Origin of the sequence: uncultured Victivallis sp., from assembly GCF_944391105.1 — a bacterium.
In the GTDB taxonomy this organism is placed as follows: Bacteria; Verrucomicrobiota; Lentisphaeria; order Victivallales; family Victivallaceae; genus Victivallis.
The window spans coordinates 1-24,444 of record NZ_CALXSK010000055.1 but is presented as its reverse complement, the minus strand read 5'-3'; the positions used below and the strand labels follow the sequence as shown (position 1 = coordinate 24,444).

The window sequence follows — 24,444 nt, the reverse complement described above, 5'->3', positions numbered from 1 at the left end:
GGTGAAAATCGACCCGACGCTCAAGCGTAACGATTTCTTAGCCACAGAAGAACCTCTTTGTTAAAAGTTTCTGTGGCAAAGAATAACTGCAGAAAATGTGCCGGTAATTGCCGGTATCGTCCGAAGCCGGAGAAAGCCGAAAACAGGGGTATGAGAAATTTTCGAGTGGTACTCAGTGGTACCTCAAAGGGCGTTTCCGGGCGTAAAATTGGTACCCGGAGCGGGACTCGAACCCGCAAGGAGTTTTCCGGCAGATTTTAAGTCTGCTGCATTGAGCGTAAAATTTAAAATTTTGCCGGTTTTTATCCGGTTAACGCCTTGAAACGCCCTTTTTCGATGCTATCTTAGTAACATGAAAAACAATGAGAAACCATAAAGACCAAAGGGCGGATCAATGGCAAAGAAAACAACCGGCAAGCTCTACAAGGCGGGAACGCGGGGCTTCTGGTACATCCGGTATCAATTCGGGGGCAAGGACACCAGAACCCGGCTGCTCAACCCCGACGGGAAACCCATCACCAGAGAAAAAGAGGCACAGGCCGCAGCAAATAGACTTCTTGCACGGATTCACGAAACCAATAAGGCCGAACAACTCCGGACGCTGAAAAATGACTTGCAGGACGCGGAACAGGCCGCCGCAGACGCCGCCGCAATGTTGCTGAACAGTCGCGCCACCATCGCCGACGGCTGGCGGCTCTTCATGAGTTGCCCCAAGCGCCCCGCCAGTTGCAAGCGTTTCCCCGCCGACGCCATTCCCCGACATACCACCGCAGCCAATTACCGGAGCTATTACGACCGCTTTTCCGGCTGGATAAATGAACATTCCCCCGCCGCCCGGCTGCTTTCCGACGTAACCCCCGAGATTGCCGCCGCTTTCATGGAGCAGATCAGGCAGGAGGGCGCGCCGGGCACATTTAACAAGTATTTGCAGTTTTTCAACTGCTTTTTCCAGACCTTGGCCAATGCGGGCAAGATCACTTCCGAAAACCCTTTTCGCGATATCGACCGCGCCGCCCCCGAGTACAACAGCAAGAAGCCGTTGACCGTCGAGCAAATCGCCCGATTGATCGACCGCGCCGCCGGAGAGATGCGGCTTCTGGTGGCATTGGGCTATTTTACCGGGCTGCGGCTTGGCGATTGCTGTACTTTGCAATGGCGGGAAATTGACTTGCTGCGGGGCGTAATCGAGCGCGTACCGCGCAAGACCGCGCACACGGTCAAGGACAAGACGCAAGCCGCCGTAAAAATCGGGATTCCGCCCTATTTATTCCAGATGCTGGCCGCCGTTCCAGAGCCCGAGCGCGTCGGCTATCTGCTGCCGCAATTCGCGGAAAAGTATCTCGATAAAGGGAATCACCAAATCACCAGACAGATTCTAAAACATTTTCATGATTGCGGAATCGAAACACACCGCGCCGGTACCGGGGTACAAACCACCACCGATCCCGAGACCGGCGGCACCGTCAAAAGCGGTTGCCGCGCTGTGGTGGAAGTCGGCTTTCATTCTCTCCGGTACTCCTACATCAGCCACAACGCCGAAGCCGGAACCCCTGCCGCCGTCATTCAACGGAACGCCGGACACGCCAGCCCTGCCATGACCGAACACTATACGAAGATCAGCGACCGCGCCGCCGTCAAATATGCCGCCGCGCTGCAACTTCCCATTGCCGACGCGGAAGAAGTCGCCCCGGCTGCCGGAGACGCTCCGGAACGTGCCGCGCTTCGACGTCTGGCGGATACTCTGCCGATTGAAGAGGTTAGAGAGATTTTGAACCATATACGGAGGGCGTAACCATGAAAGATCAAAATAGTTATTTTTATCTACAACACATGGAAATCCATAGAGAAATGGCCGATTTGATTCCATGGTTAACCGGTGATGATTACAAACCCTTATCCGATGAACCGAATTTCGCCCAAAGCATATCGGAGGACAAAGCGAAAGTTGCAAAGTGTGCACGGGAATTTATAATGGCATGGGAGAGGCTACACAAAAAGGAATTGACTTTACCAAGCAACACCGGAACACTTCCGACAACAAAGCAAGCCGTGTTTATCGACAGTATGGCACTTGCTGCATTGGATTTGATTTTTGCTTGTGACAGCTATAATCTTTCCTGTTCCCTTGATTCGGATATGATGTTTTTAAAAATGCTCAAAGAGAGGCAGGAAATATGCGATAAAATATATGCCAAGGCCAAAGAACTGGAACATGCCAAGGGAAACACCCGAGAGTTGGACGATATATTTAAACTGTTGGACGAAATGGGTAAAAAGAACGCTGAATGTTTTCAACAGGCCATCAAAGAACGGCAATCGCTTGCCAACTTAATTAAGGGTAATAAGACTCTCCCCAAGCGCCCGAAGTTGACGCAAGCGGAAGCCGCCTCCTGTTGCGGCGTTACGGAAAAAACAATCAGGAATTGGGATTCCGGAGCAACCAAGGCGCCGGACTGGTACCCTGGAAGAGATGTAACCGCCGTAGAAATGAAAATGCGTGCTCAACATGGGAGACTGCAAGACCGGATGGCAAAGGCGGTGCGGAAAGAAATCGAAAACGCAAGGAAATATAGAGAGGAAGAAGATTAACAGGGCTGATTCCGGCAATGATAGCCGGATGTTTTTCAAGGCTCCATGCTTGATTGCATGAGGCCTTTTTTTACGCACTGAAAACCGGAAAGAAACAGGAAAGAAAACCGGCAATAAGTAAAGAATTTTGAGGAAGAAAAGACAACTTTAAAAAAAGCCCTGCGGCAACCTTGGAGGCTCTTTCCGGAATCGCGTTTACCGAGTGACCGGGCGCGATAAAAAAGGAGTTTCCAAATGCAGATCAAACAGAAAATAACCCCCGCAATCCTTGCCGCCGCTACCGGAATGCTTCAACCATTCATCCCGGAACTTACGCCACAGGGACTACTTGCCGCGTTGAAAAGCCATGACGCGGGACAGCCAGCCGCCTCAATCGCGGAGAAGCCTTTGACGCGCAAGGAGGCCGCCGCGCTGCTTTCCGTCAGTTTGAACAGCGTAAACCGGTACATGAATACCGGGCTTCTCCGGCGCGTCAAGATCGGGCCGCGCGTTGTCCGGATCGACCCCGCAAGTGTCAGGGAGTTGCTCGATAACGGAACAGCGGAGAAAGAAGCATGATGCACGATCAAGCCTTAATCAAGCAATATCTTTTTGCGTTGTCTGCCGATTGCGACCGCACCGAATGGATCAACATTGGCGGAGCTTTCAAATCTGCCGGGGGAGATTTTGAGACGTTCGACCAATGGAGCGCCACCGCTCCGCAGAAATACAACGCCGCAGACTGCCGCACGGCTTGGAATAGCCTTTCCCTCTCCGGAAACCCGGACGGCGCGGCGGGACTGCTCCGGAAACTGGCAAGCAGCAGCGGAAAGTATTTCCCTCCGGCAGAACCGCCGCGGACGCAGCAAGCCGCTATGTGCCCCTCCCCTGTTATGTTTCAAGGCAACTCTTTTGGAGTTTTGCCGCTTTCTTCCGGTAATTTCCGCCCCTCCCCGCCTCCTGCTGGGGGCGTAAGTTGGAATCAGGCAAAAAATGGAGACCCGGAGGCAATCCGCAGCTATATCAATGATACGGAACAGAACAAGGAGGAAACCTTTGCATATTTTTGCGAACATCGGGGTTTGTCTCCTGAAACCGTTACCGCGTTTCGCCTTGGATTCGATCCCGCAGACCGCGCCGCAATTATCCCATATCCGGGAGAGGTATATTGTGTCCGGCGCTTCATTGACCAAGAAACCGACGGACACGGCGCCAAGTACGATAATCCCAAGGGGAAAAAGCCTGTTTTCAACGCTGTGGCACTGCAACAGAATACCCGCCCTGTTTTCGTATGTGAGGGGCAGATAGACGCCCTTTCCATCATCGATGCGGGGGGCGTGGCTTGTACCGGTTTGAATGAACCGGGTACATTTATCCAGTTGGCCACCGCTTCACAAGCACCGGGCTTTATTGCGGTTGGAGATTTGGACGAACACGGCATAAAATCAGCCGACGCACTCAAGGAAAAATTGTCAGCAGCTGGGAAGAAATGCAAGACCACCATAATGCTGCCGGGCTTTCATGATGTCAACTCCCTTTTACGGCAAAACGGGCGCGAGGCCCTGAAAGAATGGATCACCAAGGAAGAAAACCAACTGGAACCGGAAGAAACGATTGCGCAAGCCGTCACACTCCGGGAACTTCAGGAAAAAATTAACGCAGAGGGGCCGAGCGATCCGAATGAACTGATAAAAAACCGCTTTATCTGCAAGGGGGGCGCGGGTGTATTGGCAGCGGAAACCGGATGCGGGAAAAGTTCTCTTGTCATGCAGTTATGCTTGCATTGGGGTGCCGGGTTGCCGTGCTTCGGCCTGTACCCGACGCGCCCCCTTAAAATACTTCTCATTCAAGCCGAAAATGACGAAAGAGACTTGCAGGAAGAAATTACCGGCGTATGCTGGGGAGCTGCCAACATTGAGCTGCTGGCAATTCCGCAGATTGATGCAGCAAAGGAAGCGGTAAGGATCATCAGTGATTCAACTCACGCCGGAGATAATTTTGTACACATGTTAGAAGAGGTTTTGGAACCGGGAATCGACCTTATCATCTGTGACCCGCTATTTGCATTTGCCGGGTGCGACCTTTCCAATCAAGAAAAAGTCAGCCGATTCCTCCGGAACCAGATTAACCCGCTCCTGAAACATTATAATGTGGCCGCTCTTTTCGTCCATCACATGGCGAAATCAAGCAAAGGGGTATTACTGAATGAAAACTTTAATCAGGCATATAATTATCACGGGAGCGCCGAGATTATCAACTGGGCCAGATTTGCGCTTGTACTGGAACGCTTCAAAGACCAAAGCGGCAACTTCTTTTTCAAATTGTCCGCACCCAAAAGAGGGCGTCGGCTTGGCTGGGATAAGGAAGCAAAATATCTCCGCTGGTGCGACCGTGCCATCTACTGGGAAGAACTTGACGCCCCGCCGGAACTGGCCGCCCCGTCGGAAGCGGTTACACCAGAAGCGCGGGCAGCACAAAGAGAAAATGACAAACGCCGCCGTCTGCTGGATGACGCCACCCGCGCCGCAGAAATTCTCAAACCCGGCGAAAGCATGACCGCGGCAGATTTCCGCCGCGCGATCATAGGCCGAGGGATAACCACCAACAAAAGCCGACTTGAAACGATTCTGGCCATTTGTATTGAAAATGGCTTCATCATAGAGCGGGAACCCACCAAGGAAGAAAAAACGATTCCCGGCATTAAAAAGATGATCGAAAAACCGGCTCCCCCGCCGGAGCAAATGGAGTTTTTTCAATCGCCCCAAGTTTGGGGTGATTGATTGGGGCGATTAGGGGAGATTAGAGAAAATCAATCGCCCCAAGTTTTATATTATATACTCCCCCTTTAAGGGGGGTATATAAAACTTTTGGGGCGATTAGAATTTTAATCTCCCCAACGCAAAATCAAAGGGAACAGAAGTGAAGAAACCAGAAGTCATATCGGAACCATCACATCGGATCATTTTCCCCGTGGAGAAGATCACCAGCATAACACCGAAACAGATCAGGGAAAACCGTCACAGCCAAATGCCGCAAAGCCGTAGCAGCCTCCCCCGTGGAGATATGAGGCCGCATATTCCACGCCGGAGATGAATACCGGCGGCCAGTCATAAGAAAGTGAACGGATGCAGCCCCGGCGGATGTGTCGCCCCGCGTCGGACAAGTGCCGGAAAAGTGACGGGGCCGAGGAGGGGGGGGGCGGCCCCCCCCGGTCGGGTCCTTCTGGTCCCGGGTCGAAACCACCTTACAACGACGAAATCGAGGAAAAATAGTGCGTTATGGAGCAAGAACGGTTTTTCACAGGTTTTCCCGGCTGGTGCTTGACATGCTCCCGCCGTGGTGCTATATTCCAAGCGTTGCGAGAATCAGCCGCAGCCGCCGAGCGTTTCAAGGGGCACCAACCCCGAGGCGTTAACATGAAACTTTTTTTGTGTCCCGAAGTTTTGCCGTTTTGCGTGAAGCAGGTAACGGGTGGTGCCGTCCTGCAAGGTGCTGATTCCACCGACCGCAAGGCGGCTTTTTCATTTCGGGGCCGGGAGAATCAGCCCATGAGTAACACCAACTCAACCGCCACCAGTGCCGCCGTCAATTTTAACGGGGGGGGAAGCGTCGCCGGGTACAATCACCTTACCCGCGTCACAAGTCGCGCCGGAATCCACCGGGAACCAGCAAAAAGGGGGAATGCAGCCCCGGCACGTATCTGCTGGCGGGAAGAAAAGCCGGAAGCGCGGGAAACATCGTGGACACCGTGCCGCCAGCAAGCACAAAATTGTGCCCGCTGGTAAAATCGCCGGAAACGGCCCTCAAATCGTCGAAGCCGGAAACGCGAGCAATGACCAGCCCGATACCGAAAGTCGCGCCAGAAGTGGCAATGCGGCGATTTTTGACGGTATTGCGCCGGAATTGATCGCCCTTGGAGAGCAGGAAGCCGCCCGCCGGGGTGTCACCCTGCCGGAATTGATTGCCGAATATTTGCGGACGTTCACCCCGGAGCGGCAGGAGTATAGTGGATGCTTGCGTAATCTGCTGGCAAGGAATAGCGAAGCCCTTAAAAAATCAGATGAAGAGATCAGGGGTTACACGCGGAAAGAAATTCCTGTACCGGCGCATTGCAGCCAAGACAATACGCTTATTGTCCGGCGGATGTGTATTCTTCAAGGGATGGAGTATTGCCCCCCTTGGCGATTCAAGGCGATACTTTTCAATCTGCACACGCCGTTAAGCGAGGGAGAGAAAGAGCTGATTAACATTCTTTCCGCGCTCTGGCCGTGGCAGGAAGAGTAACCCATAAACAGCGAGAGGCAAGGGGGGGGGGCGTGAAACGCTATCCCCTTTGACCGCCCGAAAGAGTGCCCCATAAATAGCGATGGGCGCGGGGGGAATTGGGATACGCGTTTTCTGCGTACCCTTGGCGGAGAACTGAATCCATGGGCGCGGGGTGAATTGGTTTCATGTTTTTGTGAAATCAAAACCCATAGGACGGGGGCGAGATGATACTCTTTTTGACAAATTTATCAAAAAGCCATGGCCGCCCCCCATTTTAACAAACTTGTTAAAACGCCGCCCGTTTCACGAAATTATGAAACGCGAGGATGTATTAACGAGAAGAAAGGGTAAGAAATGCGTAAGAAAGAAGCCAGTACGATTGCAGAGAGAACGCCGGAACAACCCAAACGGATGAGACGGAAGCGGCTGCCGTCGGTGGTATACGCCGGAATCCGCTGCCCGCATTGCGGGAACGTTTCCGACCGCCACCCGATAACCAACACTTATGCCAACGGGAACCGCCGTCGCCTTTGCGCGGCATGTGGTCGCCCGTTTATAACCCGATTCGGGAACTAGTCTGACAATTCGTCGGATCAGGTCTGTAAAGCCGGGGCCGCTAACAAAAATGTTAAAACGGCGAAAGCTCCGGCCAATTTTGGCTCGAGCGTGCCATTGACAATTTTATCAAGGGCGTAAGCTCAATTTTGAGCCGATGTAAATCATTCATACGATCACGCCCCGAATTTTGGGGCGGCTGGATTCTTGAAGTTATGGCTGGACTTCAAAAAATCCAATTTTGGATTGACTGAAAGAGAAGCGGCTGCTCCATAAATTTGTGGAGCACCGGGGGGTACCGTCGCCAATTTTGGCGAGCGCTTGGGCGGATTCAGAATTTCTGAAGTCAGCTCTGGCGCCCGCGCTCATTTTTGAGCATGGCAAAATCCGTACCGTCCACAATTTTGTTGACGGCGCTTGATGAGGTGAATAAAACTCACGTCGCCGATTATCAGGCGCTTGCACCATTATGTTGGTGGCGCCATGTAAACGTCTTTTTCTTCGACATTACCCCCCTGCCCCGTTTTATCCGGTTATTTCGGCGTTTTTATCCGGTTATTCCGCTTTTTGCAACGATGATGGAGGCGTTTTTTTCTTGTTTTTTGAGGCGCAGCAGACTTGCAGCAGACCCCAAATTTATATCCGGTTTTTATCCGGTTATTTTGAGAATCATAAGGAAACTTGAGCTCAAACGCGAAAACAGGGCAAAAAAAAGAAGAGTCGCGGCGATTCGTCGCAACTCATTGATTTTCAACTGGTACCCGGAACGGGACTCGAACCCGTACACCTTTCGGCTGCAGATTTTAAGTCTGCTGCGTCTGCCATTCCGCCATCCGGGCTGGATCGACGCTGCTTAAAATAGTCGGGGTCGGACGCTTTTTCCAGTCCCATTCACAAAAAAAATGAAAATGATTCCAATCCGGAGGTTCCTCGGCGATGATCGGATCCCCGTCGCACGCAACCTTGCCGGAAAGTGGTTTCGCATTGACACGGAATCTCGCAAGTGCTATATTATGACAGGATTTTCCGAACCGTTACCGGAAATCGAGGTCATCAATCAATTTCGCATTCACTCCGGAGAGCGTCAATGCAAAACCCGAACACAACTTTCAACGCCGGCAAACCGCTCCTGACCGTCTGCCAACTGGGTCGTCTCGGAGACATCGTGGCGACGGAACCGGCCTATCGATTTCTGCGGGAACAACATCCGACACGAAAACTTCGCTGGTACACCCGCCCCCAGTATGTGGAACTGTTTCAGTTCGCTCCGTTCATCGACGAGATCGTTCCAGTCTCTTCAGCGGAAGAGTATCTGAAACTCAAAGAGGAACTCCCGGAGGGAACCATCTCTTTCGAATTCAATTTCCGCCGCCCGGATGCTCCGAAGCAGAAGCAGGCGGTGTTCACCTCTCTTCTGCACCAGTTCACCACAACCGCGGGGCTGGAAGTTCCTGACGAAACCCCGCGATTTTACTTTGCGCCGGAAGTCGCCATGCCGCAGCTTCCGGAGAAATATGTCGTGTTTCACTGCGCCTCACGCGGAAAAAACAGACAGTGGCCGGAAAAACAGTGGCAACGACTCGCAAAGTTCATTCTCTCGACCGGACAAAGCGTGGTCGAGATCGGAATGGAACCAGTTCTGTCAATTCACACGCCCGGCTTTCTGGATATGACCGGGCAAATCAGTCTGCAGACTGCCGCCCGGATCATCTCGGGCGCAACCGGATTTGTCGGAGTGGACAGCGGGTTCGGACATATCGCCAACGCAACAGGGGTTTTCGGCATCATTGTCACAGGCAAGTTGCGCAACCATCCGGAATACATTCCCTATTCCGGACGGTACGCTGCCGGAATCGGCTGCAACCTGGTTCGGCTTTACGACCTCCCCGCGGCCCGTGTTCCCTTTCCGCTCGTGCGGGAAGCGGCATCCCGACTTCTGGCAGGCTCGCCGATGAGCGGTGCCGAATGTGACCGGTTCTGCCTGATTCATCAGATCAAGTCCATGCGCCGCAATCCCGGCGTCCGCCTTGCGGAGCTGCTGCGCAAACCTTTCGACCGCATGAAAACGGAATGGGAATTCTTCCGCCGGAAACAGGCGGGACGCGCTCGAAAAAAACGTTCCCGCTGATTTCCCGGCTCCATTACGCCAATGTTCGGAAGTTTTTTACTCTGTGAAGAGTCAGCAGATTTCCGTCATGCAGGTTTCTCGCGCGCTCATCCCCCGAGCGGGCGAAAACAAGCAGATCGTCGCCGTCGAACAGCAGACTCGCGTAGTGGCGCGAATCGAGTTTGCCCTCCCCTTCCGCCACCACCCCGACGCTCCGAAACTCCAGGCCGTTGCGGGAACACAAAAGTTCAAGCCGACGCCGTTCTCCGCACGCCTCGAACCAGGGAGCTCCCGGCGCCCGGAAACCATCGAGCTTCGGACTTGAAATCATCCAGTAGAGCTGCGAAACCGGGTCGTAGTCGAGATGGAATTTGATCTGTCCACCGGGAAACGGCAGAAGAAAGAGTTTTTCTCCGCGAGGCGTGCGAAGCGGCTCGATCCGCAGCGTTCCGTCCGGCAGATCGATTCCTTTGAGCACTGCGCCGACGTTGCCCAGTCCGGTCTCGGCGCGCATGAGCAGCAGAACGGTTCGATCCTCGGGATCGTAGTAAAGATGATTCGGGTCATAAATGCGAATTACATTCGTTTCAAGCACGCCGACGGTTCCGTCCGCGAAGAAATGACGAATTCCCTGTTCCGCAAACAACGCCTCCGCCCGAAACGGTTCCGAAAACCTCCAGTTCGCCGGCTCACGCAGATCCGCCTCTTCCCGCGCCGACATCAGCACAGGAGAAACGCCCGGCCACGGCGCATTCGGAATCCGCTGCTCATAAACCGCATAGACATTCCCGTTCCGGAAGTCGATCCGCCCGGCGCTCTGGTGCCACATGTGATCAGAGTCGAGCACCGAAACCTCCGACCAGCTTTCTCCATTGTCACAGCTGCGGCTGATGACGAGCCGCCCGCTCTGTCCAAGCGCGTACAGCGCATTCCCTGCGCGAAACAGCATCACGTGCAGCATCGGCAGACGCGTGGAACTTTCCCGCCAGCTCACGCCATCATCGTCAGAAAGCAGAATCCGGAACTGATTTCCGCTTTCATAATCACCGGAATCCGAACGGACTCCTTCCAGGCGTGCCGTTCCCGGTCCGCCCAGATCGAATCCCGCCAGAATCCGCCCGCCGAATCCACGGCAGAGTGACGGCGTATAGCAGAATACGTCCTCCGGATACGGTGATTCAAACAGAATCTTCTCATCGGCAATCAGCTGCATAACACTCTCCTGTTTTTTCCTGCATCTCCTCCCTCATCGGCAACGAGGGAGACGCAAGGATGTTTTGAATGAATCCCCTGCGGGCAAGTTCATATTTGAGACGCCGGACCACTCCCGTCGCCGTTGCGGGAGAGCCGTAGGAACGAACCGCATCAAGCACTTTCCGCTGAAGCTGTTCCGCCTTTTCAACAGCCCCGGATTTCACAGCTTCGTAAACTCCGACATAAAGTTCCGGACAGAGATTTGCCCCGCCGTTCACGCCGCCATCCCCGCCCATGGCGACCGCTGCGGCCGTCAGCTCTTCCGGCCCGATGAGCAAAGAGAAGCCGGAGCGGGCTCCGAGACGCTTCACCGCCGCCCGGAACGATTCCAGATCACCGGAACTGTCCTTGTATCCCGAAATTCCAGGAAGTTCCGCAAGACGGCACACCGTATCGAGATCCAGTGAAACATGGGTCAGTCCCGGCATGTTGTAGACGAAAAGCGGCAGCGGAATCTCCCGCACAAGCAACTGGTAATACGCCATAATCTCCGCCCGGTCCGGCGGAAAATAGCACGGCACCGCCGCAACAACCGCATCCGCCCCCTCCGACGCGGCAAATCGCCCGAGTTCCACGGCCGAAGCCGCCGAGGCCCCCGAAATCCCCGCCAGCAGCGGAACGCGTCCCCGTACCGCCTTCGCGCTGATGCGGATCATGCGTCTCTGCTCTTCCCCGGTCAACGCGGGCCCCTCGCCCGTCGACCCCAGAATGAAGATCGCATGAACTCCGCCGGCAATCACATGCTCCACCATACGTTCCACTGCCGCTTCGTCAACCCGGTCCGGCGAGGAGAGCGGCGTCACCAGCGGCACCACGATCCCTTGAATTTTTCCGTTTTCCATCTCGATTTTCCTGTGTTTTTCACTCTCATCTTCTCTTGAGTATACCACGAAAAAATCGAAACGGCAACTTTTTCGGGAAAAATCTGCGAAACGGGAGTTGAAATATTTCTGAAACGTTTCTATACTATCTTCATTCCAATCGGAGAAACAACCATGACACATACAGTTAAAGAGATCGGACGGCTTGCGGGGGTCTCTCCCGCCACCGTCTCCCGCGTCCTGAACGGCTCCGGCGCCGTCGCTCCGGACAAACGCGAACGCGTCCTGGCCGCGCTTGAACAGCTCAACGATCCGCGCACCGCCCGGCGTTCCGCCGCACGCCGAAGCAGCATCGGCGTTCTGCTGCCGCCGAATCCGGTCTGCGACGCCCATACGGTTCTGCAGAAACTGAGCGTCCTCTCCTCCCGGATGCCGCGACGGTGGAATCTGCTGCTGCTGCCGCCCGAAACACTGCCACTGGAACTCGAAGCGCGTCACCTGCGCGGCGAACTTGCCGGTCTACTGCTCTTCGGCCACGAAGCCGATTCTCCGGAACTGGCCGCAGTGCTGAAACGGATACCACACCTCCGGCTCAACAGCCACCGCGGGAGCGGTGCCGATCAGACCACATTTATGGGCAACGAATTCGCCGGGCGCATCGCCGCACGCTATCTGCGCGACAGCGGCTGCAAACGGTGCGCCGTGCTCTCCACATCAAGCGAAAATCCCGGATTCGCCGGCAGGGTTTCCGGCTTCCGGTTCGAACTCTTCGCGGCGGAAGCGTCGTGCGAAACCATCGAACTCTCCATCCCTCAGGAAGTCCGCGGATTTGAATCCCTCTCCGACGCGGAATTCGAACGCACTCTGGAACAGGCGCTTCCGGCCATTCAATCGGGGGAAATCGACGGACTTTTCTCCCCCGAGGAGCGGATGACCGCATTGCTCTGCCGGGTGTTCGTCCGCCGGGGCATCGCGGTTCGCCCCCGGCTCGTCTCCTGCAACCACACGCCCGAATTTTTCGCGGGAATCTATCCACGCCCCGCCTCGATCGATCTCGGACCGCGCATGCTCGCGGAACTCGCGCTCAATGAGCTGATGCGACGCATTTCCGGAGAAGAGCCCCGCGCCGATCACATCGCAGTCATCGTCACCCCGCAACTCGTTCCTGGAGAATAAAAAAGCGAACTTCTAAACCGCTTTGTCCTTCTCTTTTTCCGCGGTTGCGGCAATTTTTTCGCGCCGTTTGGCCTTCAGCGCCTCCTTGATCCTCCGGTAGCGCAGTACCAGATGGTAGACGCCGAAGTAGGTCAGCGGCGTACACACCGCAGCCAGCAGAAAGCCGCCGACAAAAAACGAAGCGATCAAATCTCCACCCAGATGCAGAAACCCGCTGATATCGAGTTTCATCAGATCATGCGCAGCCTTCTTCGTCGCCTCCCAGGTAAGGCTTCCGCCGATGATTTTGTTCCCGACCCAGCACTGCGCCGGATAGATGAAGATGACCGTCACCGGATTGGTGATGAACGTCCCGAGCGTCGCCCCGATTTTCGAACATCGCAACGCAAATGAAAGCGGAATTGAAATCAGAAGCTGCGCCGACATCGGAATCACGCAGCCGATGAACATCCCGAGCGCCCAGCCGCGGGCAATGTAAGTGGGAGTGCCTTCCGCGCGAACGATCTTCGCGTAGAAGTATATCAGTTTCCGTCTCAGGTTGAACGCCATGGATCTCCTTTCTCCCGCGATTCCCGGGGACAAGGGTAATATAGCCCGATTCCCGAAAATAACAAGCCGCAGGAGAAACTTTTCCCTAACGCTTCCCCGCGATGCCCGTCCCCGCTGTCCGCGGCGACGGAATCCGGTAACGGATGGATTCGCGGATCAGATTCGAATCGTTCCAGAAACGGCTCAGCTCCTTCGCCAGAACCGCCATGTCGACCCCCTCCCATGCGGCGGCGTTCGCAGCTGCGGGATCCTTCGTCTCGACGAGCTTGTCGTAATAGCGCAGCGGAATCTCGGCGTATTCCGGCCTGTCCGCAACCGGAGCCCCCTTCCAGAGATAGTAAACCAGCGCCTGCGCCAGAAGGTAATTCACCTCACGGTTATCTCCGTAGAAAGCCGCACGGTCCATCTTCACAAGCGCGCTGACGTCGTGAATTCTATCTTTCTCGAACAGAGCGACAAGCGCCTTCTCGCTCTGCTGCGGCAACGACACAACCCCCTGCCCGGTGCGGAACTCGATTCCCTCGAAAAACTGCGCGGTTCCCTCGTTGTACCACATGTCCGCCTGCGCCTCGCCCGTCGCAAAGAAGAGATACTGATGAAACCCTTCGTGAAACGCGACCTGCCGCATGATCATCTTCTGCATCGAATCGCGCACACGCCGGTCGAGCGGCGAAATGACCAGTTCGCGCCGGGCCGGAGACCAGAGACCGCCCGACCACTGCATCTCTCCGCCGACATACTCCAGATACTCTTCGCGCTTGTTGAAGATCCGTACCACGCTGACCGACTGCATCGGTTTGCGCAGCGGGAAACACGCCTCGAACACCTCGCGCGCATGTTCCAGCTCCGTCCGCAGCCGCGTCATCGCGCGCCGGTCGGTCTGGTTCGAGACGAAAATATAGTTCTCCGTATCGACATACCACCAGTCATCCAGGTTGCGGATGCTTTGAATCACCCGGTTGCGGGAGGCTTCAAACTCGGGCGTCCCCTTCTTCCTGCGGCTCTCGGCCAGAGACACGCGCTCCACCCTCGGTTTCAGAAACTGCACGGATCCGAGCGCCTGGCGGATCACACGGTCGGCCCGCTCCCCCGCCTGCTCCTTCCCGATCCGGAAATAGAACAGCACCTGCCGCGAAGGATCGTTGTTCGGCATGAGCAGATAGGCGATTCGCTCCTCCCCGGCGGTCTCCTCCAATTCGTACACCGTCGCCCGGCATCCGTAAAGAGATTGCGGGAAAGGCTTTACCGCCTTCACTCCAGTCTGCGTGAAGTCCTGCACCCACGTTTTGAGCCGTTCCGCCGAAAGCGGCTGCTCCGGCTTCTTGAGCGCGGCGGCAAGTTCCCCTTCCGTTTTGAATTCCGGTCCCGCCAGCGGCGGATACAGAACCGTCCCGACCTGGATTGCACAATTTTCGTTGTACCACAGGCCGGCAGTCTGGTGGAAAAGCCAGTACTCGCGATTCAGCAGAAGTTTCGCTCCGTCATCGCGCCGCTCGGCCCGGATCGCAGGCATGGGCAGCGGCATCGGCTTCATATCCCGGAAAACCCGGAAACGCAGTCCGACCGACGGCAGCGATACCGGGCCGCCCAGCGACAGCGACGCGGCGACCGCCGGAAAAGCGATCGCCAGCGCCGCAACCATCACCCCGACCCTTCCGATCATACGCGCTCCAGGCTCCGGTCGGAATCGTCAGCGGTCGACGCGGGCGCCACCGCCCTTCATGAGCTTCTGCACCTCGTCGAAAGTCGCCATCGAGGTGTCCCCGGGCGTAGTCATCGCCAGTGCCCCGTGAGCCGCTCCGCAGTTCACGGCGTAATCCGCGTCTCCCGTGGTCATGAGTCCGTAGATCAGCCCGGAAGCGAAGCTGTCACCGCCGCCAACCCGGTCGAAAATCTCGAGGTTCGGCCGGTTCACCGCCTCGGCGAATTTGCCGTCCTTCCAGGCGATCGCGCCCCAGTCGTTGCAACTCGCGCTCTTGACCGCGCGAAGCGTCGTGGCGACGACCTGGAAGTTCGGGTAGAGCTTCACGGCCTCCTCGATCATCGCGCGGAAACTGGCCGTATCCAGCTTCGAGAGATTCGCGTCGACCCCCTTGACCTCCAGCCCGAGACAGGCGGTGAAATCCTCCTCGTTGCCGATCATCACATCGACGTATTTCGCAATTTCGCGGTTCACGCTGCGGGCGCGCTCAACTCCGCCGATCGCCTTCCAGAGGCTCGGCCGGTAGTTCAAATCGTAACTTGTGACAGTCCCGTGTTTTTTCGCGGCTTTCAGCGCCTCGATCACCACATCCGGCGTCGTATCCGAAAGCGCGGCGAAGATTCCGCCCGTGTGGAAGTGGCGCACGCCGCACTTCCCGAAGATGTACTCCCAGTCGATGTCGCCGGCCTTCAGCTGCGAAACCGCCGTGTTGCCGCGGTCGGAACAGCTCTTTGCGCCGCGGCAGCCGAAGCCGCGTTCGACGAAATTCAACCCGTTGCGCACGGTCCGTCCGATGCCGTCATACGGGACCCACTTCACGAAATCGGTCGCAACTCCCCCCTGAAGAATGAAATCCTCTACCAGACGCCCGACCGGATTGTCGGCAAAAGCGGTCACGACCGCGGTGCGCAGTCCGAAACAGCGGCGCAGCCCGCGCGCGACGTTGTATTCGCCGCCCCCCTCCCAGACCGTGAACTGGCGGGCGGTGTGAACCCGCCCCTCGCCCGGATCAAAACGGAGCATGATTTCGCCGAGGCTGACTTCATCAAAACGGCACTCTTCCGGTTTTCTGTAGGCAAGCATGATTTATTTCCCCTCCTTGAGTGCAACGGCCTGTTTGACAATGTCGCGGATTTTCTCCCAGTTTCCGGCGGCGATGTCATCGGCTTTCCCGAGCCAGGTTCCGCCGACCGCGGCGACCTCCTTGATCGCCAGATATTCCATGACGTTCGCGGTCGTCACGCCGCCAGTCGGCATGAAACGCACGCCGAGGTGTTTGTACGGCGCAATGATCGATTTGAGCATCTTCGTGCCGCCCGCGGCCTCAGCCGGGAAGAATTTGAGGAAACGACAGCCGAATTCCATGGCCTGCTCGACCTCCGAAGGGGTGCAGACTCCGGGAGCGAAAGCGACATGGTTCTCGACGGCGGCGCGCACCACGGTCGGGTTGAAACCCGGTGCGACCGCGAACTTTGCGCCCGCATCGAACGCACGTTTCAGATCCGCGACGTTCAGGATCGTTCCCGCCCCGAGATAGAGTTCCGGGAACCGCTCCGACGCAGCCTTGATGATTGCGGGAGCGGCCTGCGTCCGGAATGTGATTTCCGCCGCGGGCAATCCGCATTCGACGAGGACTTCGCACATCTTCATGCCGGAATCGAGATCGTTCAGCACGAGAACCGGTACGATCCGGATCTTCCCGAGCTGTGTGAGAACCTGGTCACAAACCATTGAAAAACTCATTTTGAAACTCCTTGTTTTCAAATTATGAAGCCGTCGGAAACGGCGTCGATCTCCATATTTAAAAATATATCCGACATACCGGATTATGCAAGTTTTTCCCCGCAGATTTTTCCCGGAATGAAGCGCTGATCCATCCTTCGGCGGCGGGACCGGGGAAATTTTCGGACGGTGCGGAACCGGCGTCCGTTTTCAAGGGGCGCATCTCAAAATTCACGCAAAATGCGTTTCACTATTGAAATCGTTTCAAAGGGGATTATATTTGTTGAGAAGCGAACTGGGCAACCATCTCAAAGGAGTCACAAATGGTCACTTACGACACACTTGTCATCGGTGCCGGATGCTGGAGCGCCGGAGTCGCACTCTCCGGTCGCAGTTCGACCCTCATCGTCGACCGCGGGGCGATCGTCGGTGCGGAATACTTCGACACCTTCCGCTCCACCTCAAACTGGAAGAGCGAGCTGCACTCGGCCGAAGCGCGCGAATTTTTCCGCACACTTGACGATCGCGGCGGAATCAACGGCGAACGAAGCGATGCGGCAATGCTTGCGCCGTTCCTCTACAAGGCGCTGCTGCCGTACACCGCACAGTTCAGACTCTGGACGGAAATCGCCGCGATCCGCCCGGAAGGAAACGGATTCACGGTCACGCTTTTCGACGCCGACGGCAGCGAGGAGATCCATGCGGAGCGCATCATCGACACAACTCCGGAATGCCGTTCGAATCCGGCTTTCGGCCGCGCGAACTGCAAAGCAGCAAGCCTCACCGCGGTCGCGATTGCTCCGAACGCGGCAGAGATGATGGCGCTGTGGCACCCCGTCGTCGGCTCGATGCGCCCCGGTCGAACCGACGATGAGCTTTTCTTCACCGTGCCGGTCGAACCCGGCGAAAGCTGGCCGGCATCACGCGAAAAACTCCTCAGAGCATGGAATTCGAGACGCGAAATCTTCTTCAAACTCAACAAAATCGCAATGATCGCCAGACAGCGCGCCCTGGAATTGGAGTCGGACGAGCAGAGTTTTGCGCCGAACCATTGGTTCCTCAACAGCGCCCGTTTCGCCAATCCTCTGCTCGCAATCGACGCAGGCATCCGCTTCGGGAGGAAATAAATCATGTTCAAATGTGAAATGATCCATCAGCAGCCGGTTCGCCAAAAGGAAGTTCCGTCGTTCGAACGCGAATTTGACGTCGTTGTGGCGGGACTCGGAACCGCCGGTGCCGTTGCCGCCATCGCCGCGGCAGAAACCGGCGTAAAAACATGCGCCATCGAAAAGCTCAATTTTCCCGGGGGTTCAGCAACATCCGGAGGAATCGCAAGTTATTACTACGGACTTCCCGGCGGCCGCTTCGAAAAAACCGACAGTGCCGCACAGCAGCTGCGGGCTCAGGCATTTATCGAAGGCGGCTGCTTCCATCCCGACGCGAAGGGAATCACCCTCGAACGTGAACTGCTCGCAGCAGGAGTCGAACTTCACTATGACTCGAATATCTGCGCAGTCTGGCTCGATGACGACGGAACAACCGTCCGCGGCGTCCGCGCAATCACGCCGGAAGGAGTCTTCGACATCGGCTGCCGCGTTCTCATCGACGGGACCGGAAACGGGGACGTCTGCGCGCTGGCGGGAGCGGCTTTCCACGAAGGACGGAACTCCGACGGTCAGGCGCAGCCGTTTTCCAGTGTCCGGGTATTCCGCGAGGGGACGCGCTTTGCGAGCGCAAATTTCGATGCGGGCTTCACGACCTCCGCCGACGCGAAGGAGTTGAACCGCGCGATTCTCGATTCGAATTCGCTGCACTGCTTCCCGCCGCCGTGGAATCGGGATCCCGCCCGGCTCTACTATCTCACGCAGCTGCCGGGTCACCGCGAGGGACGACTCATCGAATGCGACCATATGCTGACAGCCATGGAGGTCATCAACCGGAGCTGGAAGGAGCGTCCGTTCAGCTACGCGTACAGCAACTTCGACAGCCACTCGCTCGACTGGGCATTTGAAGATGACACCGCACGCGACTGGATGATCGCGACAAGCCTCTGGGGCAAGAATATGATTGCGCCGATCCCGCTGGAAATCATGACCGTGAAGAACTTCCGCAATCTGCTTGTGGTCGGGCGCGCAGTCTGCGTCGATCATCTGACCGCGACACTCATGCGCATGCAGCGCTGCATGCAGAAAACCGGTGAAATCGCCGGAATCGCCGCCGCTCTCGCGATTCAGGACGGCAGATCCGATGTGCGCGAAACCAACCGCGACGAGCTGGAAAAACGCGTGCGCGCTTCCGGCTGTCTGGATGAATCGATCCTGCCGGAGTGCCGTTTCCCGGTTGAAACCTGGCGCGAAGAGCTCAGCACCGCCAAGCCAGGCGAAGCGATCTGGTATGCCGCGCACCATCTCGACGAGTCCCGTGAGACTCTGCTGGCGATGCTTGACGGCGCAGATGAAAATGGCGCGGCAAACGCGGCGATCGCACTTGCGATCGCCGGAGAGAAGGCGGCTGCGCGCGTACTCCGGAAATGTCTGCTTGCCCGGGATGAATTCATCCCGTTGACGAGCCGCAGCCACAACTACCCGCGCCTGCTGCCCGAGGCTTATCTGCTCGGCCGGGTCGGTGAGGCTTCCGATGCGAAGCTCCTGCTTGAACTCGGACGCGAGCGCCTGGCGGATTTCCAGACGTTCTCCTTTGCCTGGCGTGGACTTCTGACGCTCGGGGAACGTTTCCCTGAGGTGCGACGGGAAATTGCGGACGGGTTGCTGCCGATCCTCGAAGCGGAGGATTTCCGGCTGCCGGTTCTCTTCCGAAACACCCTGATTCACAGTCAGGCCAGACACGAACCGATGCACAATCTCTTCCGTGCCGTGACCGCCGTGAAGTTCAAGGAGTGGGGAATTCCGAACCACCTCGCGGAACGCCTCGCCGTCGAACCCCTGAGCCGGCGCGAACAGCGGCTGCTCAAGAGCCTCGAGTCATAACGCCAATCCAGCAGACCCGCGACGGAGCAGAACGCACCTCCGTCGCGGGAAGCGGTTCATTCGATCGGAGTGGCGGAAAATGTCGGCCACATTTCCTGAAGATCTCCAGCGGCAGATCCCGAAACTCTTTCGATCAAAAAAACGCCATTCCAAATCTGCCGGAGCGAAAACAGCAAATAAATAACGCAAAGAAAAATGGTGGGCGTAACAGAACTCGAATCTGTGACCTCCACGATGTCAACGTGGCGCTCTAACCAACTGAGCTATACGCCCGAACGGGGTATGTTGAACTCCTCAGAAAAATGGTGGGCGTAACAGAACTCGAATCTGTGACCTCCACGATGTCAACGTGGCGCTCTAACCAACTGAGCTATACGCCCGATTTCCGGGATCAACATTTTTTAATATAGGCCCGATTTTCGGCTTTTGCAAGCTCAATTGCAGAAAAATTTCATTTTTTTACGCTCAGATCAGACGGCTCACGCGCAGTATGCTTTTCCTGCGGTTTTTCATGCGCGGGAGCTTGCAAAACCATGTTTTGCGGGGCACATTATAAGGATGTTGTCCGTAACCCAATCAACAATATGAGGCATAAGGTGATCGAACTCGATTTCGAAAAATCCGGCGGCCTGATCCCGGCAATCGCGCAGGACGCCGGCGACGGGACCGTCCTGATGATGGCCTATATCAACCGCGAAGCGTGGGAGGAAACCCTCGCCACCGGCCGCGCCGTCTACTTTTCCCGCAGCCGCAACAAGCTCTGGCGCAAAGGGGAGGAATCCGGCAACGTTCAGCTTGTTCGCGAAATCCTCGTCGACTGCGATTGCGATTGCGTGATCTTCAAAGTCGAACAAAAGGGCGGCGTTGCCTGTCACACCGGCCACCGCAGCTGCTTCTACCGCAAAGTCGAATCCGGCTCCCTGGTCGAAATCGCCCCTGCCCTTTTCGACCCCGCAACCGTATATGGGAAATGATCATGAAAACGAAAATGGAACTCCTCCGCAACGAATTTCCGGAGTTGAACATCCGCACGGATGTGCCGTATGCGGAACTCACCACCCTCGGCATCGGCACAAGTTTGCCGTTTCTCGCGGAAGTGTCCGACGAAACAGAGCTGTCCACGCTCCTCGCATTTTGTTCGAAACACGCCCTCCCCGTCTTCATCCTCGGCGGCGGAACCAATCTCGTCGGAATGGACGCCCCCTGCCCGATGCTCGGAGTACGCCTTTCGCGCGAAGGATTTTCCGGTTTTGAAACGAATGAAACGGGTGTGTGCGCGGGCGCGCGCATGAGACTCCCGGACCTCGCCCGCCGCGCGGCGGAAGCGGGATTCGGCGGTCTCGCACCGCTCTCCGGCATTCCCGGCACCCTCGGCGGAGCGCTGCGCATGAACGCGGGAGCATCCGGTGCGCAGATCGGAAACGCCGTCATCGGGATCACCGGATTCCACATGGACGGAACAGCTTATCAATCTGAAGGTTCCAGCATCGAGTGGAGCTATCGACACAGTTCGATTCCGGATGATGTCGTCATCACACGCGCCGTTCTCAAACTCCCGGCGGCGGACCCCGCTTCCGAACTTGCCGCGATCGAAGCCGAAGTGCTTGAACGTCGGCGCCGCGAACCGGCCGGCCGCAGCGCCGGATGCACCTTCCGCAACGTCTCTGAACTTGATCCGGCCGGTCGGCTCATCGACGAGTGCGGCCTGCGCAACTTCCAGCTGGGCAGCCTTAAAATCGCGGCGGAACATGCGAACTATGTCGTCAACACCGGAACGGCAAGTGAAGCAGAGTACGTCGAACTCCTCTCGGTCATGCGCCGCGCGGTCGCGGAACGGCACGGATTTTACCTGCTCCCCGAGGTGAAATTTCTCAATCCGGAGTCGGAGAAGCGGGTATTCGCCTCCGCCTGTCCGCCGAAAGTCAACGTTCTCTACGGCGGGACCTCCAGTGAACGCGAAATCTCCCTCAAGAGCGGTGACGCCGTTGCGCGCGCATTGCGCAATGCCGGATTCTTCGTCACGCTCACAGATGTGAAGGAGTGCCGCCTCTATCCCGGGATGCGAGAAGCGGACGTGGTCTATCCCGTGCTTCACGGCGGATTCGGCGAGGACGGAGAAATCCAGAAGGTGTTCGAAGAGAATTCGCTGCGTTTCGTCGGCTCCGGCAGCAAGGCGAGTCTGCTCGTGATGGACAAGATCGCAAGCAAGCGGCTGATGAACCGCTTCGGTCTGCCCACCGCGAAGTGGGGCATCGTTTCGAAGGAGCACCCGGACCTCCCGGAAACCATGCGTTATCCGGTTATTCTGAAGGCCCCGATGGAGGGGTCGACCATCGGCATCCAGAAGGTCGAATCCGCCGCAGACTGGGAGAAGGCGCTCGCAAAAGAGCTGAAGTTCGCTCCGGAAATCCTCGTCGAAGAGTACATCGACGGCGTGGAGATCACCGTGCCGATCGTAAACGGGCGCGTCCTCCCGGCAATTGAGATCAAAAGTCCGCACGGCTTCTACGACTACGATGCGAAATATGTCTACAAGGACGGCCACACCGAATATTTCTGCCCGGTCCGGACACTTTCGCCCGAAACGGTCAAGCGCGCCTCGGACGCGGCCCTCGCCTTCTATCTCGGCGCAGGCTGCCGCGATATTTTGCGCGTCGACTTCATCGTCGGGAAGGAGGACGATGTTCCCTACATGCTCGAAGGGAACTCTCTGCCCGGCTGCACGGCGACAAGCCTTGTTCCGAAATCGTCACGCGTCTCGGGAGTGAGCTTCGAGCGCATGACTTCAACGCTCGTATATGCCGCGCTCAAACGCCCGGCGCCGGCTGCGGCAGAAGCGCCCCGAGCAGCCGTTTCGCCGATGGTTCATCCGGGGTCGAAACCGAATCCGACGCTGCTCAAGCTCTGCCGGTGGCTGTTCCGGCTCGCGCTCGTGCTCTGTGCCGTGCCGATTCTGGCCTGCGGTCTCCAGGGGATTCCCACGGGGGTTCCTGGGGCGTGGATTCTGGTGGTCAACGGACTCTTTCTGCTCTGTGCGGAATGGATTTTCAAATGGTTCAACTTTCTGGAGAAAAGAAAATGACAAAATTCCCACGTTTCCTCGCGGCGGCACTGGCCGCGTCCGCTCTTCTCTGCGGAGCTTACGCGGCTCCGGAGACGCCCGGCAAAACAGCCGCCGCCACCGGATCGGTCGCGCCGGAACTCGACGTCGTCACCTGGCCGCAGGGCAAGCCGACCAAACTCGCCGATTACAAAGGGAAGAAGTTTGTGGTGCTCTTCTTCTGGACGATCAGTGAACAGGGGACAAAATTCTTCCCCGAAGTCGCCAGACTCTCGAAGGAGTTCGAAAAAAAGGACGTCGCCTTTCTCGGCATCGGAATCGATTCGGCGAAGTCGATCAGCGAATTCATGCGTCTCAAGGAGCTCCCCTTCCCCGTCGCGGCCGATGACCGGCTCAACAGCGTAAACCTCTATATGCGCGAACGGGACCGAATTCCGATGGCCGCCGTCATCAACAAGGAGGGAGTCCTCGTCTGGCGCGGCTCCCCGGCGGTGCTGGAGGCGGCCCTCAATGAGATCATCAGCGGGAAATACGATCTCAAACAGAACATCGAACGGGAACTCTTTTCCCAGTCCGTCATGGATGCAATGAAGATCCGGGATTACCCGACCGTGCTCAAACTCCTGAACACGGAACTCGTCACCTATCCGGACAACATGGAGCTCATCTCCCTCAAAACCCGGCTGCTCGCCACGCTTCTCAACAAACCCGACGAGGCACTTGAATTTCTCGATGAGAACATCAAGCGCGACCCGAAGAACCTCAAACTCCATGAAATGGGCGTTATCGTCCTGCGCGACGAACAGCGCTGGAGCGACCTGACCAAATGGTTCGACCGCATCATCCAGACCTTCGCCGATCAACCGATCATGCTCGTCAAGTTCGCCCAGCAGGAGATGAATCAGCCCGTCGAACAGCTCCGGCTCGAAAACGCCTACAAACTCTGCCGGGCCGCCTACAACGCCCCGAAATTTAAGAATGACCGCGAAAAGGGATTCGTCATCGGGGAGTATGCCCGCAGCCTCTACTACTGCGGACGCCCCGACAAGGCGCTCGAAGTGGCCAAAGAGGCGATGGTTCTGCTCAAGGGAACGCCGGAATTCGAAAAGGCGAAATCCTACGTCATTTACTACAACAAGGTGCTTGTGATCTCACGCCAGATCCAGTAGCCGGAAAGTAACGCGCGCCGGGGGACGGGCCGACACTTCGCTCCCCCCCGGCGAAGCGGACCGCCTCCCTCACAGCCGGTCCCGCTCGGTGAAATGCGCCGAACGCAAGAGAAATGCTTCCCCGCGAAACAAAACTTCGCAGGAATACTCCAGACAGACCTCTTCGCCCCGGGAGTCGGCAACCACGGCAAGGCCGGTAATCTGGTATACGCCATCCGACAGCCGGGTGATTCCGGTTCCCCTCACCCCGAATTCGGCAAAGGAACAACGGGGAAAACGGATCAGTTTGCGAACCTCGCGCTTCGTCTTTTCCCACAGAATTTTCCGATTATCGGAAAGAGTACGTTGTTGTGAAGAGTTCCTCGCCTGAAGCTGTTCCGACAATTCCCCCTTCCCTCCTCGAGCACCGCTCCCGGAAGCCCCCGGCCTTCCGCCCGACGTTCCATTCGACGCTCCACCGCCCGACGATCCATTCGATGCTCCGCCGCCCGACGTTCCATTCGACGC

19 protein-coding genes and 4 tRNA genes are annotated in these 24,444 nt (G+C 56.9%); 12 read left to right on the top strand and 11 right to left on the bottom strand.

Annotation, left to right across the window (positions count from 1 at the left end; translation table 11 throughout):
• Window positions 1-209: 209 nt before the first annotated feature.
• Window positions 210-311 (bottom strand) — tRNA-Leu (locus tag Q0K10_RS13950).
• An 83-nt stretch (window positions 312-394) separates the two neighbouring features.
• On the opposite strand from Q0K10_RS13950, the gene Q0K10_RS13945 reads away from it, so the two are divergent.
• The 5 genes from Q0K10_RS13945 to Q0K10_RS13925 all read left to right on the top strand — a co-directional run bounded on the left by Q0K10_RS13945 (window position 395) and on the right by Q0K10_RS13925 (window position 6,852).
• Window positions 395-1,792 (top strand): site-specific integrase, encoded by a 1,398-nt coding sequence (locus tag Q0K10_RS13945; protein ID WP_294508149.1) that lies wholly within the window; start codon window positions 395-397, stop codon window positions 1,790-1,792.
• A gap of 2 nt (window positions 1,793-1,794) precedes the next feature.
• Complete coding sequence (locus Q0K10_RS13940) at window positions 1,795-2,589, top strand: hypothetical protein (protein ID WP_294508147.1); 795 nt, start codon at window positions 1,795-1,797, stop codon at window positions 2,587-2,589.
• 234 nt (window positions 2,590-2,823) lie between these two features.
• Window positions 2,824-3,147 (top strand): helix-turn-helix domain-containing protein, encoded by a 324-nt coding sequence (locus Q0K10_RS13935; protein ID WP_294508145.1) that lies wholly within the window; start codon window positions 2,824-2,826, stop codon window positions 3,145-3,147.
• Window positions 3,144-5,348, top strand: a complete 2,205-nt coding sequence (locus Q0K10_RS13930; RefSeq protein ID WP_294508143.1) for an AAA family ATPase — start codon at window positions 3,144-3,146, stop codon at window positions 5,346-5,348. Before Q0K10_RS13935 ends, Q0K10_RS13930 begins: the two co-directional genes overlap by 4 nt.
• 901 nt (window positions 5,349-6,249) lie before the next feature.
• Window positions 6,250-6,852: a hypothetical protein gene (locus Q0K10_RS13925; RefSeq protein ID WP_294508142.1), complete on the top strand. Its 603-nt coding sequence runs from the start codon at window positions 6,250-6,252 to the stop codon at window positions 6,850-6,852.
• A 1,292-nt stretch (window positions 6,853-8,144) separates the two neighbouring features.
• Here Q0K10_RS13925 and Q0K10_RS13920 read toward each other — a convergent pair.
• Window positions 8,145-8,228: transfer RNA gene (locus Q0K10_RS13920), tRNA-Leu, on the bottom strand.
• Between the two features lie 248 nt (window positions 8,229-8,476).
• Here Q0K10_RS13920 and Q0K10_RS13915 point away from each other — a divergent pair.
• Entirely contained in the window at window positions 8,477-9,517 is a 1,041-nt protein-coding gene (locus Q0K10_RS13915) for a glycosyltransferase family 9 protein (protein ID WP_294508139.1), read from the top strand.
• A 13-nt stretch (window positions 9,518-9,530) separates the two neighbouring features.
• On the opposite strand, the gene Q0K10_RS13910 is transcribed toward Q0K10_RS13915, so the two are convergent.
• Window positions 9,531-10,709, bottom strand: a complete 1,179-nt coding sequence (locus tag Q0K10_RS13910) for a hypothetical protein (RefSeq protein WP_294508137.1) — start codon at window positions 10,707-10,709, stop codon at window positions 9,531-9,533.
• Window positions 10,690-11,592, bottom strand: a complete 903-nt coding sequence (locus Q0K10_RS13905) for a dihydrodipicolinate synthase family protein (RefSeq protein ID WP_294508135.1) — start codon at window positions 11,590-11,592, stop codon at window positions 10,690-10,692. Before Q0K10_RS13905 ends, Q0K10_RS13910 begins: the two co-directional genes overlap by 20 nt.
• Before the next feature lie 153 nt (window positions 11,593-11,745).
• Between Q0K10_RS13905 and Q0K10_RS13900 the strand changes: the two genes are divergently transcribed.
• Window positions 11,746-12,747 (top strand): LacI family DNA-binding transcriptional regulator, encoded by a 1,002-nt coding sequence (locus tag Q0K10_RS13900; protein WP_294508132.1) that lies wholly within the window; start codon window positions 11,746-11,748, stop codon window positions 12,745-12,747.
• Window positions 12,748-12,759: 12 nt separating this feature from the next.
• Here Q0K10_RS13900 and Q0K10_RS13895 read toward each other — a convergent pair whose 3' ends face one another.
• The 4 genes from Q0K10_RS13895 to eda all read right to left on the bottom strand — a co-directional run bounded on the left by Q0K10_RS13895 (window position 12,760) and on the right by eda (window position 16,741).
• A complete protein-coding gene (locus tag Q0K10_RS13895) occupies window positions 12,760-13,296 on the bottom strand; it encodes a DUF2062 domain-containing protein (protein ID WP_294508130.1) in 537 nt (178 codons plus the stop codon).
• Between the two features lie 85 nt (window positions 13,297-13,381).
• On the bottom strand, window positions 13,382-14,959 hold the full coding sequence (locus Q0K10_RS13890) for a DUF1570 domain-containing protein (protein WP_294508128.1): 1,578 nt from the start codon (window positions 14,957-14,959) through the stop codon (window positions 13,382-13,384).
• A 27-nt stretch (window positions 14,960-14,986) separates the two neighbouring features.
• Complete coding sequence (locus Q0K10_RS13885) at window positions 14,987-16,081, bottom strand: sugar kinase (protein WP_294508126.1); 1,095 nt, start codon at window positions 16,079-16,081, stop codon at window positions 14,987-14,989.
• A 3-nt stretch (window positions 16,082-16,084) separates the two neighbouring features.
• The gene (gene eda / locus Q0K10_RS13880) at window positions 16,085-16,741 is read right to left on the bottom strand and encodes a bifunctional 4-hydroxy-2-oxoglutarate aldolase/2-dehydro-3-deoxy-phosphogluconate aldolase (protein ID WP_294508124.1); all 657 of its coding nucleotides are present in this window, start codon (window positions 16,739-16,741) and stop codon (window positions 16,085-16,087) included.
• A gap of 302 nt (window positions 16,742-17,043) precedes the next feature.
• Here eda and Q0K10_RS13875 point away from each other — a divergent pair, with 302 nt between their 5' ends.
• Both Q0K10_RS13875 and Q0K10_RS13870 read left to right on the top strand, forming a co-directional pair.
• The gene (locus Q0K10_RS13875; RefSeq protein ID WP_294508122.1) at window positions 17,044-17,847 is read left to right on the top strand and encodes a hypothetical protein; all 804 of its coding nucleotides are present in this window, start codon (window positions 17,044-17,046) and stop codon (window positions 17,845-17,847) included.
• A gap of 3 nt (window positions 17,848-17,850) precedes the next feature.
• Window positions 17,851-19,707, top strand: coding sequence for an FAD-dependent oxidoreductase (locus Q0K10_RS13870; protein WP_294508120.1), 1,857 nt, complete (start codon window positions 17,851-17,853; stop codon window positions 19,705-19,707).
• 196 nt (window positions 19,708-19,903) lie between these two features.
• Here the strand turns inward: Q0K10_RS13870 and Q0K10_RS13865 are convergent.
• A tRNA-Val gene (locus tag Q0K10_RS13865) sits at window positions 19,904-19,980 on the bottom strand.
• A gap of 30 nt (window positions 19,981-20,010) precedes the next feature.
• Window positions 20,011-20,087: transfer RNA gene (locus tag Q0K10_RS13860), tRNA-Val, on the bottom strand.
• 216 nt (window positions 20,088-20,303) lie between these two features.
• Here Q0K10_RS13860 and hisI point away from each other — a divergent pair.
• The 3 genes from hisI to Q0K10_RS13845 are packed head-to-tail and all read left to right on the top strand — an operon-like array spanning window position 20,304 to window position 23,937.
• Entirely contained in the window at window positions 20,304-20,681 is a 378-nt protein-coding gene (gene hisI / locus Q0K10_RS13855) for a phosphoribosyl-AMP cyclohydrolase (RefSeq protein ID WP_294508118.1), read from the top strand.
• Between the two features lie 2 nt (window positions 20,682-20,683).
• A complete protein-coding gene (locus Q0K10_RS13850; protein ID WP_294508116.1) occupies window positions 20,684-22,789 on the top strand; it encodes a D-alanine--D-alanine ligase in 2,106 nt (701 codons plus the stop codon).
• Entirely contained in the window at window positions 22,786-23,937 is a 1,152-nt protein-coding gene (locus Q0K10_RS13845) for a redoxin domain-containing protein (RefSeq protein WP_294508114.1), read from the top strand. The genes Q0K10_RS13850 and Q0K10_RS13845 overlap by 4 nt, the downstream gene beginning before the upstream one ends.
• A gap of 69 nt (window positions 23,938-24,006) precedes the next feature.
• On the opposite strand, the gene Q0K10_RS13840 is transcribed toward Q0K10_RS13845, so the two are convergent.
• On the bottom strand, window positions 24,007-24,444 hold a 438-nt coding region (locus tag Q0K10_RS13840), incomplete at its 5' end, for a hypothetical protein (protein WP_294508111.1).

Coding starts and splice junctions, on each gene's coding strand:
- eda (WP_294508124.1), bottom strand. CDS start 16,741: ATGAGTTTTTCAATGGTTTGTGACCAGGTTCTCACACAGCTCGGGAAG.
- Q0K10_RS13910 (WP_294508137.1), bottom strand. CDS start 10,709: ATGCAGCTGATTGCCGATGAGAAGATTCTGTTTGAATCACCGTATCCG.
- Q0K10_RS13845 (WP_294508114.1), top strand. CDS start 22,786: ATGACAAAATTCCCACGTTTCCTCGCGGCGGCACTGGCCGCGTCCGCT.
- Q0K10_RS13915 (WP_294508139.1), top strand. CDS start 8,477: ATGCAAAACCCGAACACAACTTTCAACGCCGGCAAACCGCTCCTGACC.
- Q0K10_RS13875 (WP_294508122.1), top strand. CDS start 17,044: ATGGTCACTTACGACACACTTGTCATCGGTGCCGGATGCTGGAGCGCC.
- Q0K10_RS13900 (WP_294508132.1), top strand. CDS start 11,746: ATGACACATACAGTTAAAGAGATCGGACGGCTTGCGGGGGTCTCTCCC.
- Q0K10_RS13930 (WP_294508143.1), top strand. CDS start 3,144: ATGATGCACGATCAAGCCTTAATCAAGCAATATCTTTTTGCGTTGTCT.
- Q0K10_RS13940 (WP_294508147.1), top strand. CDS start 1,795: ATGAAAGATCAAAATAGTTATTTTTATCTACAACACATGGAAATCCAT.
- Q0K10_RS13935 (WP_294508145.1), top strand. CDS start 2,824: ATGCAGATCAAACAGAAAATAACCCCCGCAATCCTTGCCGCCGCTACC.
- Q0K10_RS13895 (WP_294508130.1), bottom strand. CDS start 13,296: ATGGCGTTCAACCTGAGACGGAAACTGATATACTTCTACGCGAAGATC.
- Q0K10_RS13870 (WP_294508120.1), top strand. CDS start 17,851: ATGTTCAAATGTGAAATGATCCATCAGCAGCCGGTTCGCCAAAAGGAA.
- Q0K10_RS13890 (WP_294508128.1), bottom strand. CDS start 14,959: ATGATCGGAAGGGTCGGGGTGATGGTTGCGGCGCTGGCGATCGCTTTT.
- Q0K10_RS13925 (WP_294508142.1), top strand. CDS start 6,250: ATGCAGCCCCGGCACGTATCTGCTGGCGGGAAGAAAAGCCGGAAGCGC.
- Q0K10_RS13945 (WP_294508149.1), top strand. CDS start 395: ATGGCAAAGAAAACAACCGGCAAGCTCTACAAGGCGGGAACGCGGGGC.
- Q0K10_RS13885 (WP_294508126.1), bottom strand. CDS start 16,081: ATGCTTGCCTACAGAAAACCGGAAGAGTGCCGTTTTGATGAAGTCAGC.
- Q0K10_RS13850 (WP_294508116.1), top strand. CDS start 20,684: ATGAAAACGAAAATGGAACTCCTCCGCAACGAATTTCCGGAGTTGAAC.
- Q0K10_RS13905 (WP_294508135.1), bottom strand. CDS start 11,592: ATGGAAAACGGAAAAATTCAAGGGATCGTGGTGCCGCTGGTGACGCCG.